The sequence below is a fragment of the Streptococcus sp. Marseille-P6264 genome (assembly GCF_902460355.1).
Lineage (GTDB): Bacteria > Bacillota > Bacilli > Lactobacillales > Streptococcaceae > Streptococcus.
Genome location: NZ_CABPTO010000001.1, coordinates 61,636 through 82,518, shown reverse-complemented (window position 1 = coordinate 82,518; position 20,883 = coordinate 61,636). Strand labels below are relative to the sequence as shown.

The 20,883-nt window shown below is 41.9% G+C and carries 22 protein-coding genes; 1 reads left to right on the top strand and 21 read right to left on the bottom strand.

Going from position 1 to position 20,883, the window contains the following annotated elements:
• Nucleotides 1-7: 7 nt before the first annotated feature.
• The 15 genes from FZ941_RS00445 to miaA all read right to left on the bottom strand — a co-directional run bounded on the left by FZ941_RS00445 (nucleotide 8) and on the right by miaA (nucleotide 14,093).
• Complete coding sequence (locus tag FZ941_RS00445; protein ID WP_148886418.1) at nucleotides 8-805, bottom strand: Nif3-like dinuclear metal center hexameric protein; 798 nt, start codon at nucleotides 803-805, stop codon at nucleotides 8-10.
• Nucleotides 792-1,481 carry a tRNA (adenine(22)-N(1))-methyltransferase TrmK gene (locus FZ941_RS00440; RefSeq protein WP_148886417.1) on the bottom strand — a complete coding sequence of 230 codons (690 nt, stop codon included), beginning with the start codon at nucleotides 1,479-1,481 and terminating at the stop codon, nucleotides 792-794. Before FZ941_RS00440 ends, FZ941_RS00445 begins: the two co-directional genes overlap by 14 nt.
• Before the next feature lie 119 nt (nucleotides 1,482-1,600).
• The gene (gene yghU, locus FZ941_RS00435) at nucleotides 1,601-2,389 is read right to left on the bottom strand and encodes a glutathione-dependent disulfide-bond oxidoreductase (protein ID WP_148886416.1); all 789 of its coding nucleotides are present in this window, start codon (nucleotides 2,387-2,389) and stop codon (nucleotides 1,601-1,603) included.
• Nucleotides 2,390-2,456: 67 nt separating this feature from the next.
• Nucleotides 2,457-3,137 carry a DnaD domain-containing protein gene (locus FZ941_RS00430; protein ID WP_148886415.1) on the bottom strand — a complete coding sequence of 227 codons (681 nt, stop codon included), beginning with the start codon at nucleotides 3,135-3,137 and terminating at the stop codon, nucleotides 2,457-2,459.
• A gap of 9 nt (nucleotides 3,138-3,146) precedes the next feature.
• Entirely contained in the window at nucleotides 3,147-4,088 is a 942-nt protein-coding gene (gene metA / locus FZ941_RS00425) for a homoserine O-succinyltransferase (protein WP_148886414.1), read from the bottom strand.
• Between the two features lie 100 nt (nucleotides 4,089-4,188).
• The gene (locus FZ941_RS00420) at nucleotides 4,189-4,701 is read right to left on the bottom strand and encodes an adenine phosphoribosyltransferase (protein WP_061422727.1); all 513 of its coding nucleotides are present in this window, start codon (nucleotides 4,699-4,701) and stop codon (nucleotides 4,189-4,191) included.
• A 122-nt stretch (nucleotides 4,702-4,823) separates the two neighbouring features.
• On the bottom strand, nucleotides 4,824-7,043 hold the full coding sequence (gene recJ, locus FZ941_RS00415; protein ID WP_148886413.1) for a single-stranded-DNA-specific exonuclease RecJ: 2,220 nt from the start codon (nucleotides 7,041-7,043) through the stop codon (nucleotides 4,824-4,826).
• A 219-nt stretch (nucleotides 7,044-7,262) separates the two neighbouring features.
• On the bottom strand, nucleotides 7,263-8,315 hold the full coding sequence (locus tag FZ941_RS00410) for an acyltransferase (protein ID WP_148886412.1): 1,053 nt from the start codon (nucleotides 8,313-8,315) through the stop codon (nucleotides 7,263-7,265).
• A 40-nt stretch (nucleotides 8,316-8,355) separates the two neighbouring features.
• The gene (locus FZ941_RS00405) at nucleotides 8,356-9,066 is read right to left on the bottom strand and encodes a class I SAM-dependent methyltransferase (RefSeq protein ID WP_148886411.1); all 711 of its coding nucleotides are present in this window, start codon (nucleotides 9,064-9,066) and stop codon (nucleotides 8,356-8,358) included.
• Nucleotides 9,067-9,072: 6 nt separating this feature from the next.
• A complete protein-coding gene (locus FZ941_RS00400) occupies nucleotides 9,073-9,828 on the bottom strand; it encodes an SDR family oxidoreductase (RefSeq protein ID WP_148886410.1) in 756 nt (251 codons plus the stop codon).
• Between the two features lie 24 nt (nucleotides 9,829-9,852).
• Complete coding sequence (locus tag FZ941_RS00395; protein WP_148886409.1) at nucleotides 9,853-10,344, bottom strand: hypothetical protein; 492 nt, start codon at nucleotides 10,342-10,344, stop codon at nucleotides 9,853-9,855.
• A gap of 38 nt (nucleotides 10,345-10,382) precedes the next feature.
• Nucleotides 10,383-11,312, bottom strand: coding sequence for a ribonuclease Z (gene rnz, locus FZ941_RS00390; protein WP_148886408.1), 930 nt, complete (start codon nucleotides 11,310-11,312; stop codon nucleotides 10,383-10,385).
• Nucleotides 11,313-11,322: 10 nt separating this feature from the next.
• A complete protein-coding gene (locus FZ941_RS00385) occupies nucleotides 11,323-11,946 on the bottom strand; it encodes a cystathionine beta-lyase (RefSeq protein WP_187418360.1) in 624 nt (207 codons plus the stop codon).
• Nucleotides 11,939-13,177 (bottom strand): GTPase HflX, encoded by a 1,239-nt coding sequence (gene hflX / locus FZ941_RS00380; RefSeq protein ID WP_148886406.1) that lies wholly within the window; start codon nucleotides 13,175-13,177, stop codon nucleotides 11,939-11,941. Before hflX ends, FZ941_RS00385 begins: the two co-directional genes overlap by 8 nt.
• A 31-nt stretch (nucleotides 13,178-13,208) precedes the next feature.
• Complete coding sequence (miaA, locus tag FZ941_RS00375) at nucleotides 13,209-14,093, bottom strand: tRNA (adenosine(37)-N6)-dimethylallyltransferase MiaA (RefSeq protein WP_148886405.1); 885 nt, start codon at nucleotides 14,091-14,093, stop codon at nucleotides 13,209-13,211.
• Between the two features lie 81 nt (nucleotides 14,094-14,174).
• Here miaA and FZ941_RS00370 point away from each other — a divergent pair, with 81 nt between their 5' ends.
• Complete coding sequence (locus FZ941_RS00370; protein WP_005590510.1) at nucleotides 14,175-14,345, top strand: DUF3042 family protein; 171 nt, start codon at nucleotides 14,175-14,177, stop codon at nucleotides 14,343-14,345.
• Between the two features lie 213 nt (nucleotides 14,346-14,558).
• On the opposite strand, the gene FZ941_RS00355 is transcribed toward FZ941_RS00370, so the two are convergent.
• The 6 genes from FZ941_RS00355 to FZ941_RS00320 form a co-directional block, all read right to left on the bottom strand.
• The gene (locus FZ941_RS00355) at nucleotides 14,559-14,957 is read right to left on the bottom strand and encodes a hypothetical protein (protein WP_148886404.1); all 399 of its coding nucleotides are present in this window, start codon (nucleotides 14,955-14,957) and stop codon (nucleotides 14,559-14,561) included.
• 348 nt (nucleotides 14,958-15,305) lie between these two features.
• Entirely contained in the window at nucleotides 15,306-16,466 is a 1,161-nt protein-coding gene (locus FZ941_RS00345; protein ID WP_148886402.1) for an ABC transporter permease subunit, read from the bottom strand.
• Nucleotides 16,463-17,326 (bottom strand): ABC transporter ATP-binding protein, encoded by an 864-nt coding sequence (locus FZ941_RS00340; RefSeq protein ID WP_148886401.1) that lies wholly within the window; start codon nucleotides 17,324-17,326, stop codon nucleotides 16,463-16,465. The genes FZ941_RS00345 and FZ941_RS00340 overlap by 4 nt, the downstream gene beginning before the upstream one ends.
• 1,103 nt (nucleotides 17,327-18,429) lie before the next feature.
• Nucleotides 18,430-19,764 (bottom strand): sensor histidine kinase, encoded by a 1,335-nt coding sequence (locus FZ941_RS00330; RefSeq protein ID WP_148886399.1) that lies wholly within the window; start codon nucleotides 19,762-19,764, stop codon nucleotides 18,430-18,432.
• Nucleotides 19,765-19,796: 32 nt separating this feature from the next.
• Nucleotides 19,797-20,528 carry a response regulator transcription factor gene (locus tag FZ941_RS00325; RefSeq protein WP_148886398.1) on the bottom strand — a complete coding sequence of 244 codons (732 nt, stop codon included), beginning with the start codon at nucleotides 20,526-20,528 and terminating at the stop codon, nucleotides 19,797-19,799.
• 1 nt (nucleotide 20,529) lies between these two features.
• Nucleotides 20,530-20,871 (bottom strand): LytTR family DNA-binding domain-containing protein, encoded by a 342-nt coding sequence (locus FZ941_RS00320; RefSeq protein WP_125372691.1) that lies wholly within the window; start codon nucleotides 20,869-20,871, stop codon nucleotides 20,530-20,532.
• Nucleotides 20,872-20,883 lie beyond the last annotated feature (12 nt).

Genomic DNA, 20,883 nt, shown 5'->3' with positions numbered 1-20,883 from the left:
CTCCCTCTCAAATATGCCGGAAAGGATTGGTCCAAGCCTGACTAGCCAGGATCTCAATCTCCCATCCCTCTTCTGCCTTCCAAGTATCAAGCTTTTCTTTTATTTTTTCCGTAAAAAGAACCTCGATATGGTGTCCAGGATCCAGCGCCAAAAGCCCTTCTGTCAGCATTTCCTGAGCTGTGTGATAGTAAATATCACCTGTAATGTAGACTTGCGCTCCCTTAGCAATGGCCTCTGGATAAAAGGACTGACCGCTACCACCACAAATAGCCACACGCTCAATCACGCGTTCGAGATCCGCTTCTTCATAAGTGACCAGACGCACACTATCTAGTCCAAAACTTGCCTTGACCTTAGCCGCAAAGTCCCCAAAAGTCTGAGGCACAATCTTCCCCACACGACCAATACCATGTTCTGGGCTTGTCTGACTGAGAAAACTTGTCTCCTCAATATCCAATAATTGGCAGAACCAATCATTTAGTCCATCCTCCACAACATCAATATTGGTATGGCTGACATAAACAGCAATATCATGCTTGATGAGGTCTAGAATGATTTGATTTCGCGCCTTATCTGCCACTAGGTTCTTGAGCGGGCGAAAAATAGGCGCATGCTTAACAATAATCAGTCCAGCACCTGCTTTGATAGCCTCCGCCACCGTTTGTTCACGAATATCCAATGCCACTAGAACCTTGTTCACTTCCTTATCCAAAGTTCCGATTTGCAGGCCTGAAATGTCACCCTCCATGGACAGTTCTTGCGCGCAATAGGCTTCATAACGGACGATGATCTCACTTGCTAACATGGAGTACCTCCTTGATACTGTTGATTTTTTGGGACATAGCAGAGCGTTCTAGCTCATTTTTTTCTGGGATATGGGCTAAAGCTCCTTCGAATTTCTTCAGTTCTTTCTGCCATTTTTCCCGAAAAACTGGCGATTTCTGCTCTAGCAGAAAAGGCCCGAAACGCTTTTCTTGCTCTGTCAAAGTTTGCTGACCTGCTTCTGCCACTAGGATTTCATAAAACTTTCCAGCTTCTTCTAAGATATCCTCAGCCAGCAAGCGAAAGCCGTTAGATACCAGCCAGCTGCGGAGTTCATCCTCTCGGTTATTGGGCTGCAAAATCAAGCTGGAAATAGCTCCAAGCTTAGCTCTGCCATTTTCCAAAATCTCTGAAATCAAGCGCCCACCCATACCAGCGATAACGATGGTGTCAATCTGATCTTCCGCTTCCAAAGCCGCTAGACCATTGGCCAAGCGAACCTCAACCTGCTCCGTCAGTCCATGTTCTGCTACATTTTTCTGAGCAGACTGAAAAGGCCCCTCTACCACTTCTCCGGCCAGAGCCTTCTCAATCCGTCCCTGCTGAATCAGGTAAATAGGCAGATAGGCGTGATCGCTTCCAACATCCAGCAGCCTTGCTCCATCCGGCACAAAAGCAGCTACTCGCTCCAAGCGTTGGGAAATAGTCTTTTTTTGCATTGCTCACTCTTTTCTAAATATTCTTCTACTCAGTATATCATTTTTAAGGGTATAAAAAAAGCAGCGGAGGAAAAATCAGCTTTTCGATAAACTGATTTTGTCTCGCCACTTATCATTTTTTATTTGATTTCTTGATACTCAGCAGCTAAACCACGCTGGACTGCCGGACGATCTGCAATCTTGTCCGCCCAAGCAGATAAGTATTTGTAGGAGGTGGTATCCAAGAACTCAGCTGCGCCTGGATAGAGCTTATCCTGAACCAGCTGACCATACCAAGACCAGATAGCAATATCAGCAATACTGTATTCATCTCCAGCCATATAAGATTTCTTGGTTAATTCTTTGTCCAGTAAATCCAGCTGTCTCTTGGCTTCCATCGTAAAGCGGTTGATAGGATATTCTAGCTTTTCTGGAGCATAGTTAAAGAAATGACCAAATCCGCCTCCCAAGAAGGGCGCCGCTCCCGTCTGCCAGAAGAGCCAGTTGAGCACCTCAGTCCGACCAGCCAAATCTGACGGAATAAGCTTTCCAAACTTCTCCGCCAGATAGAGCAAGATATTTGCAGATTCAAATACAGGAATCGGCTTATCAGCTGACTGGTCCAACAAGGCCGGAATCTTGGAGTTGGGATTTATTTTCACAAAATCTGAGCCAAATTGGTCGCCGTCCATGATGCTAATCTTAAAAAGATCATAGGCCGCCTCAGTGATACCCTCTGCCAGTAGTTCCTCCAGCATAATTGTCACCTTGACCCCATTTGGAGTCCCAAGTGAATAAAGCTGGAAAGTTTTTTTACCGACAGGAAGCTTCTGCTCAAAACGCGCGCCTGCAGTAGGCTGATTGATACCTGAAAATTTTCCTTGGTCGCTGTCCGTAGCAGACCAGACTTTTGGCAATTGATAGGTCATACTTTTCTCCTTTTTTATAAAACCAAGGGCCTGTCATATCTAACAGGCCACTGTAAATCTAGTAAATTCAGTCCTTCCACAAATTCATGGCATTGAGGAAATCATCCGAAACCGTTACATTCTGTGGATTGCTTGCTTCACGTTCCGCCCGTTTGGCTTCTACCTGAGCTGGACTTGTAATGCCTTCTCGCCGCCAATTACGCAAGATAGCCTGAATATATTTCCAATTGGCTTTGCCATTGAAAACCGCTTCGCGTAAGGCAGCCTTGACCAAATCTGGATTGATTTGATCGTCCTTAATAGTCTTGGTCAAATCCTCGATTTCAAATGGAGTCAAAAGACGCCCCAACTCTTTCTGGAATGTCTCAACCAGTTCCTTGAGAAGGTTACCATCAGACGTTGTCCTTGACCCAGTAGGACTGGAAGTGCCTAGAATCTCGTCTAGCTTTTCTAAGGCTGGTGAAGCATCAAAAATCGCCTCGATTTCCCCATTCAGTTCGATGGTTCTATACTGGAGCAAGCCCTTTTCCGTCAGATGAGACATGGAACGATTAACCTCGGATAAGGTCTTACCAATATGCTCTGCAATCTGACTGGGCGCAAACTCCTCCATTGAGGTGGTATTTTGCAGATAGAAAAACTGCCAGACCAAAAAATCATCGCTGGAATCAAAAATTTCTTTAAAATGCAAAAAGAGGGCACTTGGAAGAACCAAGTTGCCATTTTTGTAAGCTGCTAAATAAGTCATAGTACCTCTTTATAAATAAGCAAAGAAGGATGCATCATTCTCTGGACTTTGCCAATCAAATGGCGTTTCTTGATAAACTGCATAATTGACCCAGTTACTGAAAAAGAGAGCTGCCGCCAAACTCCAGCGCAGACAAGGTGTCTCATTCACATCATCATTCTTGAAATAATTTTCAGGAATATGAGGATCCTTGCCCGCTTCCAAATCACGGAAATACTCCTTGGCAAGGGTATCACGGTCATATTCCATGTGACCAAAGCTATACACCTCCCGCAAGTCACGACTTGCCAAAACAGACAAGCCAGTCTTTTCTCCCTCAGAGAGAATTTCTAGATTGGTCAGATTCAAAATGTCTTCCTTCAGCACCTCTGTATGCCTTGAATGAGGCGTGATAAATTCATCATCAAAACCTCTGAAAAGCAGATTATTGCTTGGAGCTGACTGCTCGTAAACACCCGAAAGCTTCTCTTCCATCTGGTGCTTATCTACGCCATAGCGGGCATAAAGGCCAGCCTGTGCTCCCCAACAGATATGTAAAGTCGAAAAGACATGAGTCTTGGACCATTCAATCACCTGCTGGAATTCCTCCCAATAGTCCACCGCCTCAAAAGGCAGATGTTCTACTGGCGCTCCTGTGATAATCAAGCCATCAAAGAAACGATGTTTGACCTCATCAAAAGTCTTGTAAAAGGTCTGCATATGTTCCACTTGGGTAGTCTTTGACGTATGAGAAGTCATATAAAGAAACTCAATAGTCAGCTGCAAGGGCGTATTGGCCAAATGACGCAAAATCTGAGTTTCCGTCACCATTTTCTGGGGCATAAGATTGAGTATCAAGATATTCAAGGGGCGGATATCCTGATGATCTGCCCGGTCATCATCCATGACAAAGATATTCTCAGAGCTTAAAATTTCAACTGCTGGAAGCTTCTTATCAATCTTGATAGGCATGAAAATATCTCCTTTTGTTTAATATACCTATTATACTCAAAGGAGATATAGTTTTCAATTATACTTTTTCTCTAACTAGATATAGTAATAAGCTATATCTTTAGTAGTGCATCAATACTTTATAGTCATAATCGCCGATTGCTTCGCGGCCTTTAAGCTCATCCAACTCGATGAGGAAGGCACAACCAGCCACTACGCCACCAAGACGCTCAATCATCTCAATGGTCGCCTTAACAGTTCCACCAGTTGCAAGAAGGTCATCGACAATCAGAACGCGTTGACCAGGTTTGATTGCATCCGCATGCATAGTCAGAGTATCTACACCGTACTCTTTTTCATAGTCAGCTGAGATAACTTCACGTGGAAGTTTGCCAGGCTTACGGACAGGAGCAAAGCCAACTCCTAATTCAAAGGCAACTGGACAGCCTACGATAAAGCCACGCGCTTCTGGACCAACAATCATGTCGATTTGCTTGTCAGTCGCATACTGGACAATTTCACGTACAGCGTAGCTATAGGCATTTCCATCAGCCATTAAAGGGCTAATATCGCGGAAGAGAATACCTTCCGTTGGGTAGTTTTCAATAGTTGCAATATAATCTTTTAAATTCATAATGTTCTTTCTTTCAAAAAATTTTTTACTCTCTATTATACCATGTTTTATCCAAAAAGGCTCTAGCAGACTTTCAAATATTTTTAGATATGAAAGATTTGTAAAACAAGGAGGCCTTTTCCCTAGCAATCCATGAGATAGTCATAAATCTCCTGCACAGTGCCCAGAGCCATGAGTTCTTGTTCTTTGACTAGGCGCTTGAGGTCTTGGTAAATAAGACTGCTATCAATTTCTTTCTTTTCAGCTTCCTTATTGACCGTCATGACGCCTTCGGTGATGCTGACAAAGCCCAGCTCTTCAAAAATCTGAATCATTTTGACCAAGAGAATCGGGTCGATTTTCAGATAAGCCGCCAACTCTTTGAGTTTATATCGGACGTCAAACTCGGGGAACTGATAGATTGTCTTGTAGAGTTTAGCAAATTGCTCACGAGTACCATAACCAGTCAGATAGTAAGGCTTGGCAATCTCATTCTTAAAGTAAATCGCTTCAAAATCCTGAGACTGAAGAATCTTCTTCAAGTCCTGCAAGTCATCGGGCAGGTCATAAACCACAACTGCTCTGCTATTTGTCAAATCCGGCAATTCCTCTGTGAAACGCAAAACTGGAACCTTGTCAGGCAGCGTCGCATTTTTGCTGCGGATATTGAAAAGCTGTACGCCGTCCACACGAGCATCTACCAGCATGAGCTGGAGACTGGTCTGGCCGTTCCATTTATTGACAGAGAGGCTGACAGCTAGCTCTAGATTCTTGGTCTGGGCAAATTCTGTCGCCAGGCTTCCTTGCCCAAAGGCAACTACTTCAAAAGATGCATCTTCCTGAGAAATTTTCAGCTTGAGATGGCTATTGCCAGTCCCCATAGTCCGAGCATTGTCCACTTTAAAATCCTTGAGGTAAAAAAGCGGCTTCTTATTGTCCATACCAAAAGGCGCCAGTCTCTCAAAGCTTTTGAGCGTATCCAGGGTTAGTTCTGGCAGGTGTAGCTCCTCATCTAAATACAGGGCTGTTTTGCCAGTCAAATCCAAATCATTGTCTAAGATATACTCTGTCAAGATATCAGCAAGCTCCGCCAGCTTGTCTGCTTCAAGAGTCATTCCAGCCGCTCCAGCGTGCCCGCCAAAGGCTACAAAGAGATCACGGTGGCTGTCCAAAGCCTCAAAAATATTGACCGCTTCAATACTGCGGGCGCTGCCCTTAGCAATGCCATCCTCGATATTAAGCACTATGACTGGCTGGTGCAGCTCTTCCAGCAAGCGCCCAGCGACAATCCCTAGCACTCCAGGATTCCATCCTTCCTTAGCCAGCACTTGCACTGGTCTCTTAGGGTCCAGCATGGTTTGTGCTTCTTCATAAATCTGCTGGACAATTTCCTTGCGCTCGTCATTTTTCTGGTTGATCATGAGAGCAATGTCACGAGCTTCTTCATCGTCAAAGCCGGTCAAAAGCTCAACCGCCGGATTGGGATCATCCAACCGTCCTAAGGCGTTGAGTCGGGGAGCAAGCTGAAAGCCAACCGTTTCTTCATCCAGTTCATCTGGCTGAATACCAGCTATTTTGAAGAGTTCCTGTAGACCTATTCTCTGGGTATTTTTGAGGACGGAAAGGCCGTATTTGACCAAGATCCGATTCTCCCCCGTCAGACTGACCATATCGGCAATGGTGCCAATGGCTACTAAGTCCAAAAGTTCGACTTGGACTTCTTCCAGCAAGGCTGTTGCCAGCTTAAAAGCCACCCCACAACCAGCTAGATGCTTGAAAGGGTAATCCGCTCCGCTATGTTCCGGATGGACGATCGCATAGGCGTTTGGCAACTCCTCAGGCATGGAGTGGTGATCCGTCACGATGACATCTACGCCAAAAGACTGGGCCAGCTCGATCGCTTCAAATCCCGCCACTCCATTATCCACTGTAATAATGAGCGAGATATCTTGATTTTCAATAAAATACTTGTAAACACTGCTATTAGGACCATAGCCGTCCGTAAAGCGATTGGGCAGATAGACCTGACACTCAGCCCCCAGCTGCTCCAGAGCTTCTTTGACAATAGAAGCTGAGGTCATCCCATCAGCATCATAATCACCATAGATCAAAATCTGCTCGTAATTCTCAATCGCTGAGCGAATTCGCTCCACTGCCCTCTCCATATCATGCAGGTCATAAGGGTCGTGAAGCTGGTCTAAACTAGGCTCCAAAAATTCCTGTAAAGCCTCTTCAGTCTGCACACCTCTTTGGTAAAGAAGACTGGCAGCGGCAGGTTCTAATCCAGCTTTCTTAGCCTTTTTTAAAAATTTTTCATCTGTAAAATTAGTGGCAAACTGCCAGTCGTATTTTGAGCTAATCATGATAAGTGAAACACTTTCTCCGTTCAATCTTGTCTGAATATTATAACATGAAAAAGCGACAGAACAGAAGAAAAAGGCACGGAATATTTCTTCTGTTCCATCACTTTATGTTTTACTTCCTCAATCGGTTAAAATTTGAGCAAGGACAATTTTGCTGGATTTTCTCTTACCAGCTAGGACTTCTCCAATCGCCATATCCGACTCACTAGCTCTCATTCGTCATCCTATTCCCTTTGTAAGTCTTTGCTTCAAGAACAAGCGCTTCCGAGCCAATAAAATGACTTCAGCACTTAGATGAGTTAAGAACAAGGTTAGCAAAAAGACAATCCTTCCCTGCTGCCATTTGGCAAAATCGGTCTTCTGGAGCAGATAGAAAGAGGATTCTATAAAAATCGGATGCAAAAAGAAATATAAAACGCTCAATTCTTTAAGGTGATAAAGACGCCATTTTTGACCAATTCTTGTACGTAAAACCCAATTCACCAGAAATAGAGCAAAGAGAGGCAAAGCTAAAAAGAAATTCTTGTCAATCCCTTGGTGAATAAAGACAATCCACCCATCTAGCAACAAAAGAAGGCCAGACAAGAATAGCTTTTTCCCAACACTGTCCCTGAAAAGGCTGAAATGCCGATAATCATAAAGGAGATAGCCCAAGTAAACAAAAATGGGAGTATAGAAAAGGCCATTTCGGGTGGTGAAGAAAACTTTAGCATAGGCATCAAATGACTGGGTAAGCCAGCTATTTGAAAAATAAGCGTAGTATGTCTCGATCGACCCCATTACATAAAGCAAGAGTAAAAAAATCCCCGTCTTTCTAGCACCCCATTTTCTATAAAAATAGTGAACAAGTAAAAATCCCAAAAGAAAGGCAGGAATATACCAAAGCTGATAGCATAAACCGATATACAAAAGTCCAGCCAATAAGGCTAATGGAGCATAATGTTTAGGAAGTGGCAAGGTCCAAAAATAGGCCAAGGCATAAGGGACATAAATCCCGCTCCACAAAAGATACTGCTTCAAAACACGCTTCATATACAGCTTCATTTCCTGCTTCTTAGCCAAGCTGGATTTTAGCATAAAAGCTGATGAAATCAGGAAAAAAGGCACTGCCATACGACCAAACATACTTTTCTGAGTAAAATGGAGAATTTCATTCTCAAAAAGCCGCTGGCAATGCACCAAGATTACCAAAATTGAAGCCAGATACTGAAATAAACTGAGCATGGCGTAGTTGACCGGCTGCTCAGGCTCTCTGACATTTCTTTCTGCCATAAATAGTTCTCCCTAGGAAGATTGTGCTTAATAAATGGATTTAGTACTTCCTCAGACAAAGATGCTGAAAGGCAGCGATGTCTCGATAAGGAGATTGGTTGCAGACAGCCAGCTCCATTTCAAGCATCTTTTCAGACCAGTCAGGGGCCGTTTTGTAGTCATTGGATTGCAGCCCGTAAAAAATCCGTACTCCCTGATAATCCTCAACTTCTAATGGCAAACCTGAGATAACTTCCTGAACCTGATAAACCTTAGCAGCTCCCATGCTATGGGTTTGATATTCCTGACCCGCTAAAAGCTGCTGGGCCTTCTCTGTGTCATTTTCAAAAACCACCGTATGCATAATGCGTCCAACCTCGTGATGCTTGACCAGAGAAATTTTGCCGTCCTTTTTTAAGAGGCGGGAAAATTCTGTCAAATAGAGGGTCGGTTCTGACACATACTCTAAGACATTATGACAAACGATGACATCAAAAGACTGGTCTGGTAAGGTTTGCAGAAGATCCAAGCTACCTTGCAATTGCTCATAATAAAAGTCCTGCTTGCGCTCAGAAATCATTTCTGGGTTCGGCTCGATGGCGGTCACTTGGTTGTTTTCTGCTAAAAAATCAGCCACAAGTCCAAAACCGCTACCGAAATCAAGGATTTTCTGACCCTTCAGCGACTCTAGAAAGGCAAAAATAATATCATACTGAAGCTTGCCCCAAGGCGCCTGCAGATGTGCCTTGTAGGCTTGTAGATTAGCTGTCATAAAACCTCATTTATAGTTAAACATACTGGCCGCCATCTTGTCGGCCATTCTTGGAAACAGTGTATACAGCTTGTGGGCTAGATTGAGAATGCCAGGCAGGTTGATTTCCCGCTTCTTTTTGCCAAAGGATTTGACAATTTTGCCTGCTACAAAGTCTGGCTCAAGCATATATTTGTCGACTGCTTTTACATAGGAACCGTCAGGATCTGCCTGATCGAAAAAGGCTGTTTTGATAGGACCGGGATTTACCGTCGTGACATAGACCCCAAAAGGCAGAAGCTCCAAACGCAGGGCATTGGAAAAGCCAATAGCCGCAAACTTGGTCGCCGAATACAGACTAGACTTGCTGCTGGCAATGAGACCGGCCATACTAACGATATTGACAATATGACCTTGACCTGCCTGCTTCATGCGAGCCCCAAAGATACGGGACAGATTCATCAGGGCAAAGGTATTGACCTCAAACATGGCCTCGATATCGCTTGAACTTATTTTATCAAATTCCTCAAAAATACCATAGCCAGCGTTATTGACTAGGACATCGACATGACCGTACTGGCTGTCAATTCGCTCAGCAAAGCTTTCCAAAGCCGAGCTGTCTGTAATATCCAGCTCGACTAGGTCAAGATTGTCTTTTTCTCCATAGAGTTTTTCCAGCTTGGCCTTGCTCCGCCCAACCAAAATCAGTCGGTCATGGGGCAAGAGCTTAACCATTTCCTGAGCCAGCCCACCGCTAGCTCCTGTAATAATGATGGTACGCATTGTTCTGCCTTTCGTGTTGTTAATTTAATGAAATCTTTTTCCAGCTGAATAGTCAGCATAAGCTTGATCAATGACCGGAGCAAAAAGATGATAATCCTCCCAGCTACCTAAAAATTCCAAAGGTAGGTCGTACAAGTCATTGACTACAAATTCGGAATAATCCTTCATGTACTGATGCTCATAATAGTCGTTCACAAAAGCCTGAAAGCCCTTTTTGACATCCATTGTTCCCAATTTGCCATCACACCAATCTAGAACGTAATCCACACCCAAAGTTTGCTCGTCTTTGACACTTTGGAGTGATGTTTCTTCATCAGGAGTAATCATTTCCTTTGCATCATGCTGGATTAGCCAAGTCACGAAGAAACCAATATGATTCGCAGCCCAACGATGAATCTCTCGGTAATCATCTTGTGTCAATCCTTCATTTTGTAATTGGTAGCTGTAAAGATAATTGGCTAAGGCATCCTCAATATACCAATCAGCTTTATCCAATAAACGATTTTTAACTGCCATCCTATTTTCCTCTCAAGACAACTGTCCTAAAATGGAAATTATAACTCAACCTCTTCCAAATCCTTGACTACATGGACATTTTCAAAGACGCTACTTGCATCACGGCGCATTTGGCTAATGTCTTTCGATAAGAAACGGGCACTGACATGATTGAGCAGGAGGCGTTTGACACCGGCTTCCTTAGCAACTTCCGCAGCCTGCATATTAGTCGAATGCCCATGCTTGCGAGCCATCTTTTCATCTCCCTTGCCATAGGTCGCTTCATGAACCAGCACATCTGCCGCCACAGCCAAGCGAACACTTGAATCAGTCTTTCTAGTGTCACCCAAGATGGTAATGGTCTTACCCGGGCGAGGAGCTGAGATATAATCAGCTGCGATAATCTTCGTGCCATCTTCGAGGACGATATCCTGACCATTCTTGACTTGGCCAAAGAGGGGACCAAAAGGAACGCCCGCCTCGCGCAGCTTGTCCGCATCTAGCGTACCTTCCAAATCTTTCTGCATGACCCGATAGCCCACGCAGAAAATCGTGTGGTCTAGCTTATCCGCATAAACAGTGAACTTGTCCGTTTCCAAAATCTTGCCCAGACTATTTTCATCAAACTCATGAAAATCAATCCGATAAGGCAGACGGGAACCAGACATGCGCAGGCTTGTCATCACAAAATTCTTGATACCAACCGGCCCATAAATTTCCAAATCTGTCTGCTCCTCATTAGCTTGAAAAGCTCTACTAGAGAGGAAACCCGGCAAGCCGAAAATGTGATCGCCGTGCAGGTGCGTGATGAAAATCTTTGAAATTTTACGAGGTTTAATGGTAGTTTCTAGAATTCGATTCTGTGTGCCTTCACCACAGTCAAACATCCAGACTTCATTGATTTCCTCCAAAAGCTTGAGGACAAGACTGGACACATTGCGAGCCTTGGACGGCTGACCGGCTCCGGTTCCTAAAAATTGTAATTGCATGTTTTTCTTTCTAAATGATATAAATCATGGCAGAGCGATTCTGCGAGTGATAGTATTTTCTGCCAGCATAGGACTGGGCTAGCTGACTGACTTCATCTTGATTGTAACCCAGGACTCTCTGGCTGCCATCCGCCAGCTGCTGCCAATCGGTCAAAGCAGTCAGCGCCTGACTATCCACGACTTGAGACTCAGCTTTGAGAGGTACCGTTTTTATTCTCCCAGCTTCTTCATAGACCAAGTACTGTGGAAAGACTTGGGCGATTTCAAAGAGCAAGTCAGCTGTTACCGGCTCTGGCTTTTCAGGAAAGACCAAGCCAACTTCCTCACTCTCATAGCAAAATCCATAGGACTTGCCAGAAAGATTGAGTCGGACAAAAGGTTTACTTTCTACAAAGCTAGGCTCCGGATTCCACAAGTCCAGCGCTTGCGTAATTTCTAGAAAATAAGCTGTCGCGGCTTCTGGGCTTTTCTTCTGATAAAGCTCAGCAAAGTAAGCATTGATAACGCTAGGTGGCGGAGTGATAAAGCTACGCTTCTGCTCCTCTGTCAGGCCAGCCAATACTTGCTCTAAGTAGACCCTGTCTAGGTTTGTAAAACCGCCGTATTTCAGGGCCAAGTCAATATAATCAGTCATAAAATTCTTCCAGTTTCCATTTATTTTTCTCGGCAATCCAGCCTGAAATAACTTCGATATCGTCTATGTACTCTCGATTCCCCATAATCGCGACCTTCTCTAAATCATGAATCTTGTAGGCCTTAGCAGGAGCTACCTTGATGGTAAAAGGCAAAAATAACTCTTTCATCCGCTCCAGCAGGACTTGCTGCAAAAGAGTTCTGCTATTGTCCGCCTTAGCCGAAATCAAAGAATAAGGAGTCAGGGTCGGAGTAAAATCCTCCGCCTTGTCCGCTTTGTTATAGAGGGTCAATCGAGGAATATCCAGCATGTCCAGCTCTTTCATGATGTCCAGAACGGTCTTTTCATGTTCCTCATGATGAGGGTTGCTAGCGTCAATAACATGAACCAGCAAATCGACATTTTTACTCTCCTCTAGAGTAGACTTAAAGCTTGACACCAGCTCCGTCGGCAAATTCTGAATGAAGCCAACTGTGTCTGTCAGCGTGACATTGAGCTGACCACTGAGGTTGATGTTCTTGGTCGTGGCATCTAGTGTCGCAAAGAGTTCGTCTGCCTCATACTGGCTCTTGCTGGTCAAGCAGTTCATGATCGTAGACTTGCCCGCATTGGTATAGCCGATGAGCCCGATTTTGAAAATACTGGATTCCACCCGTTTTTCACGAACGGTTGCTCGATTTTTCTCCACTGCCTTGAGCTGGCGCTCAATATCATGAATCTGATTACGGACACTGCGTCGATTCAGCTCCAGCTGGCTTTCACCAGGTCCGCGAGAGCCAATTCCACCTGCCTGACGGCTAAGCATAATCCCCTGCCCAACCAAGCGAGGAAGCAGGTACTTGAGCTGGGCTAGATGCACTTGCAGCTTGCCCTCATGACTCCTAGCCCTCATGGCAAAAATATCCAAAATCAGCTGCATACGGTCAATGACCTTAACGCCCAGACTTTCCTCAAGATTGACATTCTGGCGAGGTGTCAAGCGGTTATTGACAATAACTGTCGAAATCTCTTCGGCATCAACCATCTGTCGGATTTCTTCTAACTTGCCAGAACCGACAAAGGTCTTGCTATCATACTTTTCCCGCTTCTGGCTATAGGAGCCGACGACCTCTGCCCCTGCCGTCTTGGCTAGACTTTGCAGCTCCTCCATGGATAGGTCAAAATTTTCCGTGTCTGCTAGTTCCACACCGACCAGAAAGACACGCTCTATTTTTTTCTCTGTTTCTATCATTTCATATCCTTACTAAGACTTGGTCAGCCAGTTACTTGTCCAAAAACTTCCTGATATCTTCCATAACCTGCTCTTTGTAGTCTGGATTTCCCACCTGATAAAAGGTCACAGACATCCGATTGCGAAACCAAGTCAGTTGCCGCTTGGCGAAACGGCGGGTGTTCTGCTTGAGCTTATACACCGCCTCATCTAGGCTCATCTGACCTTCAAAGTAGGGGAAAAGTTCCTTGTAGCCGATTCCTTTGCTGGCTTGACTGGTCGGAGCCTGTTCATAAAGCCAACGGGCTTCTTCTAAAAGCCCTGCTTCCAGCATCAGATCAACCCGCTGATTGATTCGCTCATAAAGTTTTTGTCGCTCATCATCTAGACAAATCAGCAGGGCATCATAATCTGGCTGACTATTTTCTAGCGAACCTCCTAGATGAGTAATCTCCAGCGCCCTCATAGCCCTGCGTCGATTCAGCTGAGGAATCTCGATACCTAGCTCTGCTATTTTTCCAAACAAATCCTCATCTGACCAAGTATCCAGCTGCGCCCGATAGGCCAGAATCTCCTCGTGAGAGACGGAGCCGCCCAGATGGTAGCCCTCGAGCAAGCTCTGGATATAGAGCCCTGTGCCACCGCAAATGATGGGAAGCTGACCTTGAGCCGCAATCTCACGAATAGCCTGAGCCGCCTCAGTCACAAAATCATAGGCCGAATAGCTCTCACCAACCTCCCGCACATCCAGCAGATGGTGGGGAATACCTTCCTGCTCTTCAGGACGAATCTTAGCCGTGCCAATATCCAAGCCACGATAGACCTGCTGACTGTCACCGCTGATAATTTGGCCATTGAAGCGCTTGGCTACCTCGATACTCAGAGCCGTTTTCCCAACTGCCGTCGGCCCCACTATCACAATTATTTTGGTTTTCATCTTTTTCCTTGAAAAAATTTTGATTTTTCGTTACTATTAATTATAACATAAATAATAAAAGTTCAGAAAAGGAGAAATCACATGGCTAAAGGATTTGGAAAAGGCGTTCTTACAGGTGTAGCAGGTACTGTCGCTGCTCTTGCTGGTGCAGTCTATGCCTTTAAGAAAAAAGTCATCGAACCTGAGGAGCAAAAAGCAGCTTTCATCGAAGAAAACCGTAAGAAAGCCGCTCGCAAACGTGTAGCACACTAAGCCTGCACATTTTACAAAAAAGAGTGGGACAGAAATCGGTAATTCGTTAGAATTCGATTTCGTCGTCCCACCTCCGCATAGTTGAGTAGAGCCCTACTCAACCACTGCGTCTTGCTCGACAATACAAAGACAATTGAGAGGCTAGGACTTTTGTCCCAGCCTCTTTTCTTTTGTAGAAAACAGCAAGCTGAATAACTGCTACAGATAAAACAATTAATCTTTTACATTTCTCTCTTTCTTAGATGGCTGAATGCCATGAGAGCTAAAGATATAATTGCTTAAGAGCAAGAATACTAACAAGCCAAGCACAAAAAATAAATCATAAGTGGGGTCAGAAGACAGGGAAACGAAAGGAATCGAAAGACACAAAATTGTGACATAAAAGATTTTCAACTGCTTGATATAAAGCCAGAAGAGTTCAATACTCCTACTGCCACTGATCTGCGACTTAGACTTACTTTTCGAGTACCAGATGATAAATGCTTCTCCAAAACAGAATAGACTTAGCAAAAAGACCATGCTCCCAAAGCGAATCTGCAGTAGAATTCCCACTGCTAACAATAAGATGAAACCTAAGCTCGTAGCAACTACTGCTCGCCTAGTATTAGTCATAAAATCAACTCCTTTAAAGGATAAATTCAAAGAATGTCTTTAACAGTTTTTTTCTTTTTATTCTCAAGTAATCAAAAAATCAATCCTTATTTCTATGATGAGAACTAAAAAATATAAGCAAAACCATTAAAAACGAGACAATTAGGCCTACCGTAGTTTGGTTTAAAAACGGATAATTAAAAAATAAATAATTACAGAGTGTTAATAATAGACCTCCTGCCGTTAGCACAAAAGATATAAGCAGAGAAATTTTATAAAACAATTTTTTTCCATATTAGTGACCTCTTTTTTCCTTGTATATTCCATCAGAAAAGCGGAACTGCTTTTCTAAAATAGACAACAGTTAGTTTAAAGTCCTCTTTTTCGAATGATCCGATAAGTCATCAGACAGCAGAGGAGCATGAGAGAGAGGCGGATAATGATCACGCTGACACCATTTGCGGTAAAATCATTGAAGAAAAATCCTTTGCTATTGGAAAGTTTCAATAAGAGCCCTTCCGTTCCATCAGTTGAGATTGAAAAAATAGTTAGTATCTTATTTATCAAACCATCTCTGAAAATATTCATCAAAAAGTCTGGAGCCAAGAACATCCCTACAGAACTTGCAAATGTTGCTAGCGGCGACTTTGTCAAACTAGATATGAGAACCATCACCCCAAGAATAAAGAGTAAACCAACAAACTGGAATAGAATAAGGCGAATCAACAATTCTAAGAGATTCATATGGACAGGAAATTGCAAAATATTATAAATAGTCGAAATCCATTCCAAGTTCATCTGGACACTGGTATCCCAACCGCTCCAACCGAAGTAGGTCCCAAACACCAGCAAAACAAGGCTATTAACAAGGACAAATGTTAAACTAGCAATTCCAAAAACAGATAAGATTTTTGCAATCGTTAACTGATTGCGGCCATATTTAGTTGTCAAAAGTACTGAATCCATCTTTCTTGCTCGATCACCAGAGAAAACAGAGCAGCAAATATAGATCACAAATACCACCATTAAACTAAAAGCTGCATTTAAAGTATTAAACAACTTATGCCAAGGAGCAAAATTTCCCAGCTTTAACGTTTTTAAAGGGAAATAGGACTGCATCTCCTCTTGTGACTTGAGACTGATCTGATCATAATGTAAGACATCATCAGATTTATAGGTATCTGTTAAAATTTCTTGAGAATTGGGGACGAAACGATCAATGGCATACCAGGAAAACATATCATACAAATCATTCTGTTTGAAATAGGGCATATTGGCTGCATAGTCATTAACGATTTTATCCATTAACTCATCAGATAAATAACCAGTATGATCTTCAGCAATCTTTTGTTTGATCACAACTGCTTGTTTTCCATGTATTCGATCAGCTGAAGATCCACTAATCTGCCCATCATTAAAGAAATTTGCATAAAACAATCCAGCTAAAACCAGCATAATAGCCAGGACCGCACCTAAAACTGACTTCTTTTTTAGTAATTTTTTCAATTCAAAAGGAACTAATGCTATCATCCATTTACCTCCTCTCTAAAGTAATAAATATACAAATCTTCCAGACTCGGAATCACCCCTTGCGCCCCTTCGACAGGATTGTCACCGCTAATAACCCGCAAGACGATACCGTCTGGTTCTATCCGCTCATTCACAATTACATAATCCTTTGCAAAACGCTGCCACTCACGCTCGGAAACACGAAACTCCCAAACTTGTCCCTCGATAAGCGAAAGAAGTTCCTTAGCACTACCTCTTTCCACAAAATTTCCATCTTTTAGGATTAAGATTTCCTTGGCTATCGCTTCTACGTCCGATACGATATGGGTAGATAAGAGGATGATTTTATCAGCCGATAGCTCACTGATAATATTTCTGAATTTCACCCTTTCCTTAGGATCTAGACCCACGGTTGGCTCATCTAAAATCAATATTTTGGGATTATTGAGAAGTGCCTGCGCAATGCCCAGTCTTTGCTTCATACCACCCGAATAGGAAGCGATCTTCTTTTTCCGAACATCATATAAACTAGTAAGTTTCAAAAACTTATCACTCTCTACTCTGGCTTGTTTCTTCGTCATTCCCTTAAGAGCAGCCATATATAAAAGGAAATCAAGCCCAGTAAAGTTATGATAATAAGAAAAATCTTGAGGCAAGAATCCGAGATACTGGATATACTCTTCGGCATGCGAGGCGTCATCAAACTTTATCCTTCCTTGGCTCGGCTTTATGAGATCACAAATGATATTCATCAAGGTCGTTTTACCTGTACCATTTGCCCCAAGCAAACCATAGACTCCCTCAGTAAATTCACAGGAAATATCTTTGAGCACAGACATAGAGCCATAGCTCTTGCTAATGCCTATCATTTCTAACTTCATAGATGCCCTCCATTTCAAAAAATGCTACTAGAGATCGTAAGTCACTATTTTTCCTAAGATTACAAACGATTATTATACTGTTATTATAACATAAATTTTTGATTAAAAGTTTTTTTGTCTTAACAGATTTCAACCATTTGTAAAGCCAATCTTAACCTACTTAGATTATAGCGCGCTTTCTTCAAATAACAAGCCGAAAATCATAAACAGTCAGTATTTCATCCTAAATGGTCATTTGAAGAAAAAAACAGCACTTGCTGGAAGCAAATGCTGGCTTTACTGAAATAATAAAGTCAAAACTATAAAATTACAAAGAGCATAAGAAAGAATTGACCAGCAGGATATTCCGTATCATCTTCTTGAAAAAATGCTATAAGAAATATTCTTAGAAAACATCACGAAAAAGTAAGACAGAGAAAACATAGCGATAGACCGTTAAATTTTAGCAAATCTAATTTGTTTTATGTTTTCTACTAACCATCTTGGCATATTTTATTCCCCAAATAAGTAGAATAAGTAAGATAAATAATAAAATAGTGGATATCAGAGCAATTAATTTTTGAAAGTCATCACTAATCGTTATCAGTCTGTAAGAACTAAATATAAACAGAGCCAAAGTCAAAATCGTAAAGAAAATTTGGTTTGATAAGATGTCGGAACTGCTTTCCTTTTTTACTTGGTTCATAAAATAAAGATTCAACACAAGATTGCTCACAAGTATCAAATAAAAACAAATCTGAACTAGAAGCGATGCTTTAAAAATCTGGTTACTTAAAATCATAACGAATAAAGCCAGACTAGGAAGCTGGGCAGTTAAAAATCGCATTAGATATGTATTGCTATATAATTTCTTCATTTCTGGTCACTCCTAACAATTAAATAACAAAAAACCAGACAACAGCTTGAATTTAAGTTATATTTGTCTCTAAACAAGGCATTTCTTTTAGTGCCTTCGTATTCTTAAACCCTATACTAATTATAGCACTTTTAAACAGGTATGGCATAAAAAATCTTAAATTGTCTTTTTTTACTCATAAACAGTTCTTGTTACTCTCATTGAGTTAAATCAAGTGGCAAATCTAATCATTCGCAAACTAATAAATTCATTTTATCTCCAACTCTTGTCTAAAAGAGTGATCATGACTAGTGGTACGCAGAGAAACATTGGGATAGTGGCTGATAATATTTTGAACATTGGAGAGACCAAGCCCTCTATTTTCTCCTTTAGTGCTAAAGCCCTTTTTAAAAATATTATCGGAATGGATAGAAAACTCTTTTATTGTATTCTCAACAATAAAAATCTGTCTACCTTCCTGCTCTAAAAAGGCAAAAGAAACCACTGGATGACTAGTCTCCACTGCCGCTTCCATAGCATTATCAGCCAATATGGAAACAATCGTGATAAAATCAAGTAACTCCATTCCTTGAGGTTTGATTTCTTGAGGAACTTCCAAGCCAATTTCTATTCCCTTGCTCTGAGCCTCTAGAAATTTTGCTGACAAGACGCTCTTGAGAGCATCATTGTGGATATTGGACAGACGACCCAAATCATATTTAGATTGGTTGAGCGCTTGACCTGAGTCTTTAAGGACTTGGTTATAAATCTGCTCGATGGCTGGTAAATCATGCGTATCAATTCCCAACTTCAGACTCCTTAAAATATTGATGTAATCATGCCGAAAACTTCGCAACTCATTATAAAGTTCTTCAATGTGCTGACTGTAATCGGACATATTTCTCAACTGCAACTCTCTTTGTTCACTTAACTGCTGTTGAATTCGCTCTCGCAAATTACGATCTAGGATATTTACCGAACTGAGAAAGAGAATAATATAAATTATCACAATTAATTTTCTATGTGGCAAATTAACCACATTATGAGTTATTTCTAAATAAGAGAAAAATTGTACAAATACAATATAAAAAATCATGGATATATCAAGGAAAATGACTAGGTGTTTATCAGCCTCATTTAATCTAAATTCTCTTAAACGCTTAAATTTATAATGTAGTAAACTTGGGATCCATAACGATAGTAAACTAGCTACAAAAGCCGTAATATTTAAAATAAGCTGTTCTTCATTTATTAGTTGGTTATATTCCAAACCGAAAATAGGAATAACAAAAAAAGTTAATATACGATATAGAAGATTCCAAAGAACAACTGGGAAAAGACCATAAAAGATAGATAACTTTATAGGAATAGAACTCTGTCTAGTTAATAATAAAGAAAAAATTAAAAAATAAACTGGAAGATCTAAGTAAGTTAAAAAAGTTTCACTAAATAAGACAAAAAGCAGAATATTAAAAAATATATAAATAAAAGGTATTAAGACGTACTTAATCCATGTCAACTTAATTCCACTGATACGTGAAAATAAGAAAGACAGAGCTATCATTTCGAAAACAAGTAAAACAACTTGTATTATTCTTGGCACAATTCCTCTCCTATTTCTATCATATTACTTCCCTACTGCCTTAAAGCTGTCCGTAATCCTTTCATCTTGAGGCGTGATACATAGCAACCAGCGCCATTCGGGAAATAGGCTATGTTTTCTATCTTATCCAGCTGAGAGATATTCGCTGGATTGACCACATAAGAGCGATGGCAGCGATAGAGACGCTTGTCCTGCTTTGTAATCTCAGAAAGCTGTCCGTAAAATTCGATGCGCTCTTTCTTGGTGTAGAGAACTAGTCTATGAGGCACTTCTGATGTCTCAAAATAATAGATTTCATTAAAAGGCACCTGAAAATCTGACTTGGAATTTTCAAAGAGAAAAGTCTCTTCAGCTTGAAAACTGTCCTTTCTCTCGTAAAGATAGGCTAGGTCCTGCTCAATCTGCTTGATAAAATCTTCCTCAGGTAAACCTTTATCAATAAAGTCAAAAGCTGATACCTGATAGCGAAAAGTCAAGGGCATAAATTCTGAGTGAGTCGTCACAAATACAATCAGAGCATAGGGATCCAACTTGCGAATCTTTCCTGCCACCTCTAGTCCCTTCTGCGTCTCTTGCTTAATCTCAATATCCAAAAAGAAAATCTGATGGCTCCCCCGTTCCCTTACTGCATCAATCAGCATGTCCGGCTTGCCATAGATTTCTAAAAACTGGCATTCCCAGCCGTTCTTTTCCAAAATTCCCTGAATGGTTGACTCCATATAGGCTTGTTGCTTAAGATCGTCTTCTAATACAAAAATTTTCATCTTATTTTCTTCCTTCCTGAGACCAGCGCTTGATGAGACTGGATAAATGACGCCTTGAGCAGACAATATCTCCTAAGTCAGACTGCTCAAAGAACAAGCTTTTACGCTCCCTGTCAAATCCTTGAACCTTGGCTAAATTGACCAGTGTTTGACGATTACAGTGAACCAGCGCATCAGGATAGAGCTTAGCCAGCTCAGTCAGAGAAGCCCTATGGCTGTAGTTGCCTTGTCTAGTCACGATAAGAACGATGTGAGGCTTTTGAGGATGAGACTGGATATAGTAAATTGTCGAAAGTTCCAGCTTTCGAAGGGCGTTGCCGTCTTTGATTATGATAGTAGCCATTTGTCTATCTCC

Bases quoted from the DNA above. Each gene is read 5' to 3' on its own strand.
- FZ941_RS00445 (WP_148886418.1), bottom strand. From the start codon at position 805: ATGTTAGCAAGTGAGATCATCGTCCGTTATGAAGCCTATTGCGCGCAA.
- FZ941_RS00440 (WP_148886417.1), bottom strand. From the start codon at position 1,481: ATGCAAAAAAAGACTATTTCCCAACGCTTGGAGCGAGTAGCTGCTTTT.
- yghU (WP_148886416.1), bottom strand. From the start codon at position 2,389: ATGACCTATCAATTGCCAAAAGTCTGGTCTGCTACGGACAGCGACCAA.
- FZ941_RS00430 (WP_148886415.1), bottom strand. From the start codon at position 3,137: ATGACTTATTTAGCAGCTTACAAAAATGGCAACTTGGTTCTTCCAAGT.
- metA (WP_148886414.1), bottom strand. From the start codon at position 4,088: ATGCCTATCAAGATTGATAAGAAGCTTCCAGCAGTTGAAATTTTAAGC.
- FZ941_RS00420 (WP_061422727.1), bottom strand. From the start codon at position 4,701: ATGAATTTAAAAGATTATATTGCAACTATTGAAAACTACCCAACGGAA.
- recJ (WP_148886413.1), bottom strand. From the start codon at position 7,043: ATGATTAGCTCAAAATACGACTGGCAGTTTGCCACTAATTTTACAGAT.
- FZ941_RS00410 (WP_148886412.1), bottom strand. From the start codon at position 8,315: ATGGCAGAAAGAAATGTCAGAGAGCCTGAGCAGCCGGTCAACTACGCC.
- FZ941_RS00405 (WP_148886411.1), bottom strand. From the start codon at position 9,066: ATGACAGCTAATCTACAAGCCTACAAGGCACATCTGCAGGCGCCTTGG.
- FZ941_RS00400 (WP_148886410.1), bottom strand. From the start codon at position 9,828: ATGCGTACCATCATTATTACAGGAGCTAGCGGTGGGCTGGCTCAGGAA.
- FZ941_RS00395 (WP_148886409.1), bottom strand. From the start codon at position 10,344: ATGGCAGTTAAAAATCGTTTATTGGATAAAGCTGATTGGTATATTGAG.
- rnz (WP_148886408.1), bottom strand. From the start codon at position 11,312: ATGCAATTACAATTTTTAGGAACCGGAGCCGGTCAGCCGTCCAAGGCT.
- FZ941_RS00385 (WP_187418360.1), bottom strand. From the start codon at position 11,946: ATGACTGATTATATTGACTTGGCCCTGAAATACGGCGGTTTTACAAAC.
- hflX (WP_148886406.1), bottom strand. From the start codon at position 13,177: ATGATAGAAACAGAGAAAAAAATAGAGCGTGTCTTTCTGGTCGGTGTG.
- miaA (WP_148886405.1), bottom strand. From the start codon at position 14,093: ATGAAAACCAAAATAATTGTGATAGTGGGGCCGACGGCAGTTGGGAAA.
- FZ941_RS00370 (WP_005590510.1), top strand. From the start codon at position 14,175: ATGGCTAAAGGATTTGGAAAAGGCGTTCTTACAGGTGTAGCAGGTACT.
- FZ941_RS00355 (WP_148886404.1), bottom strand. From the start codon at position 14,957: ATGACTAATACTAGGCGAGCAGTAGTTGCTACGAGCTTAGGTTTCATC.
- FZ941_RS00345 (WP_148886402.1), bottom strand. From the start codon at position 16,466: ATGATAGCATTAGTTCCTTTTGAATTGAAAAAATTACTAAAAAAGAAG.
- FZ941_RS00340 (WP_148886401.1), bottom strand. From the start codon at position 17,326: ATGAAGTTAGAAATGATAGGCATTAGCAAGAGCTATGGCTCTATGTCT.
- FZ941_RS00325 (WP_148886398.1), bottom strand. From the start codon at position 20,528: ATGAAAATTTTTGTATTAGAAGACGATCTTAAGCAACAAGCCTATATG.
- FZ941_RS00320 (WP_125372691.1), bottom strand. From the start codon at position 20,871: ATGGCTACTATCATAATCAAAGACGGCAACGCCCTTCGAAAGCTGGAA.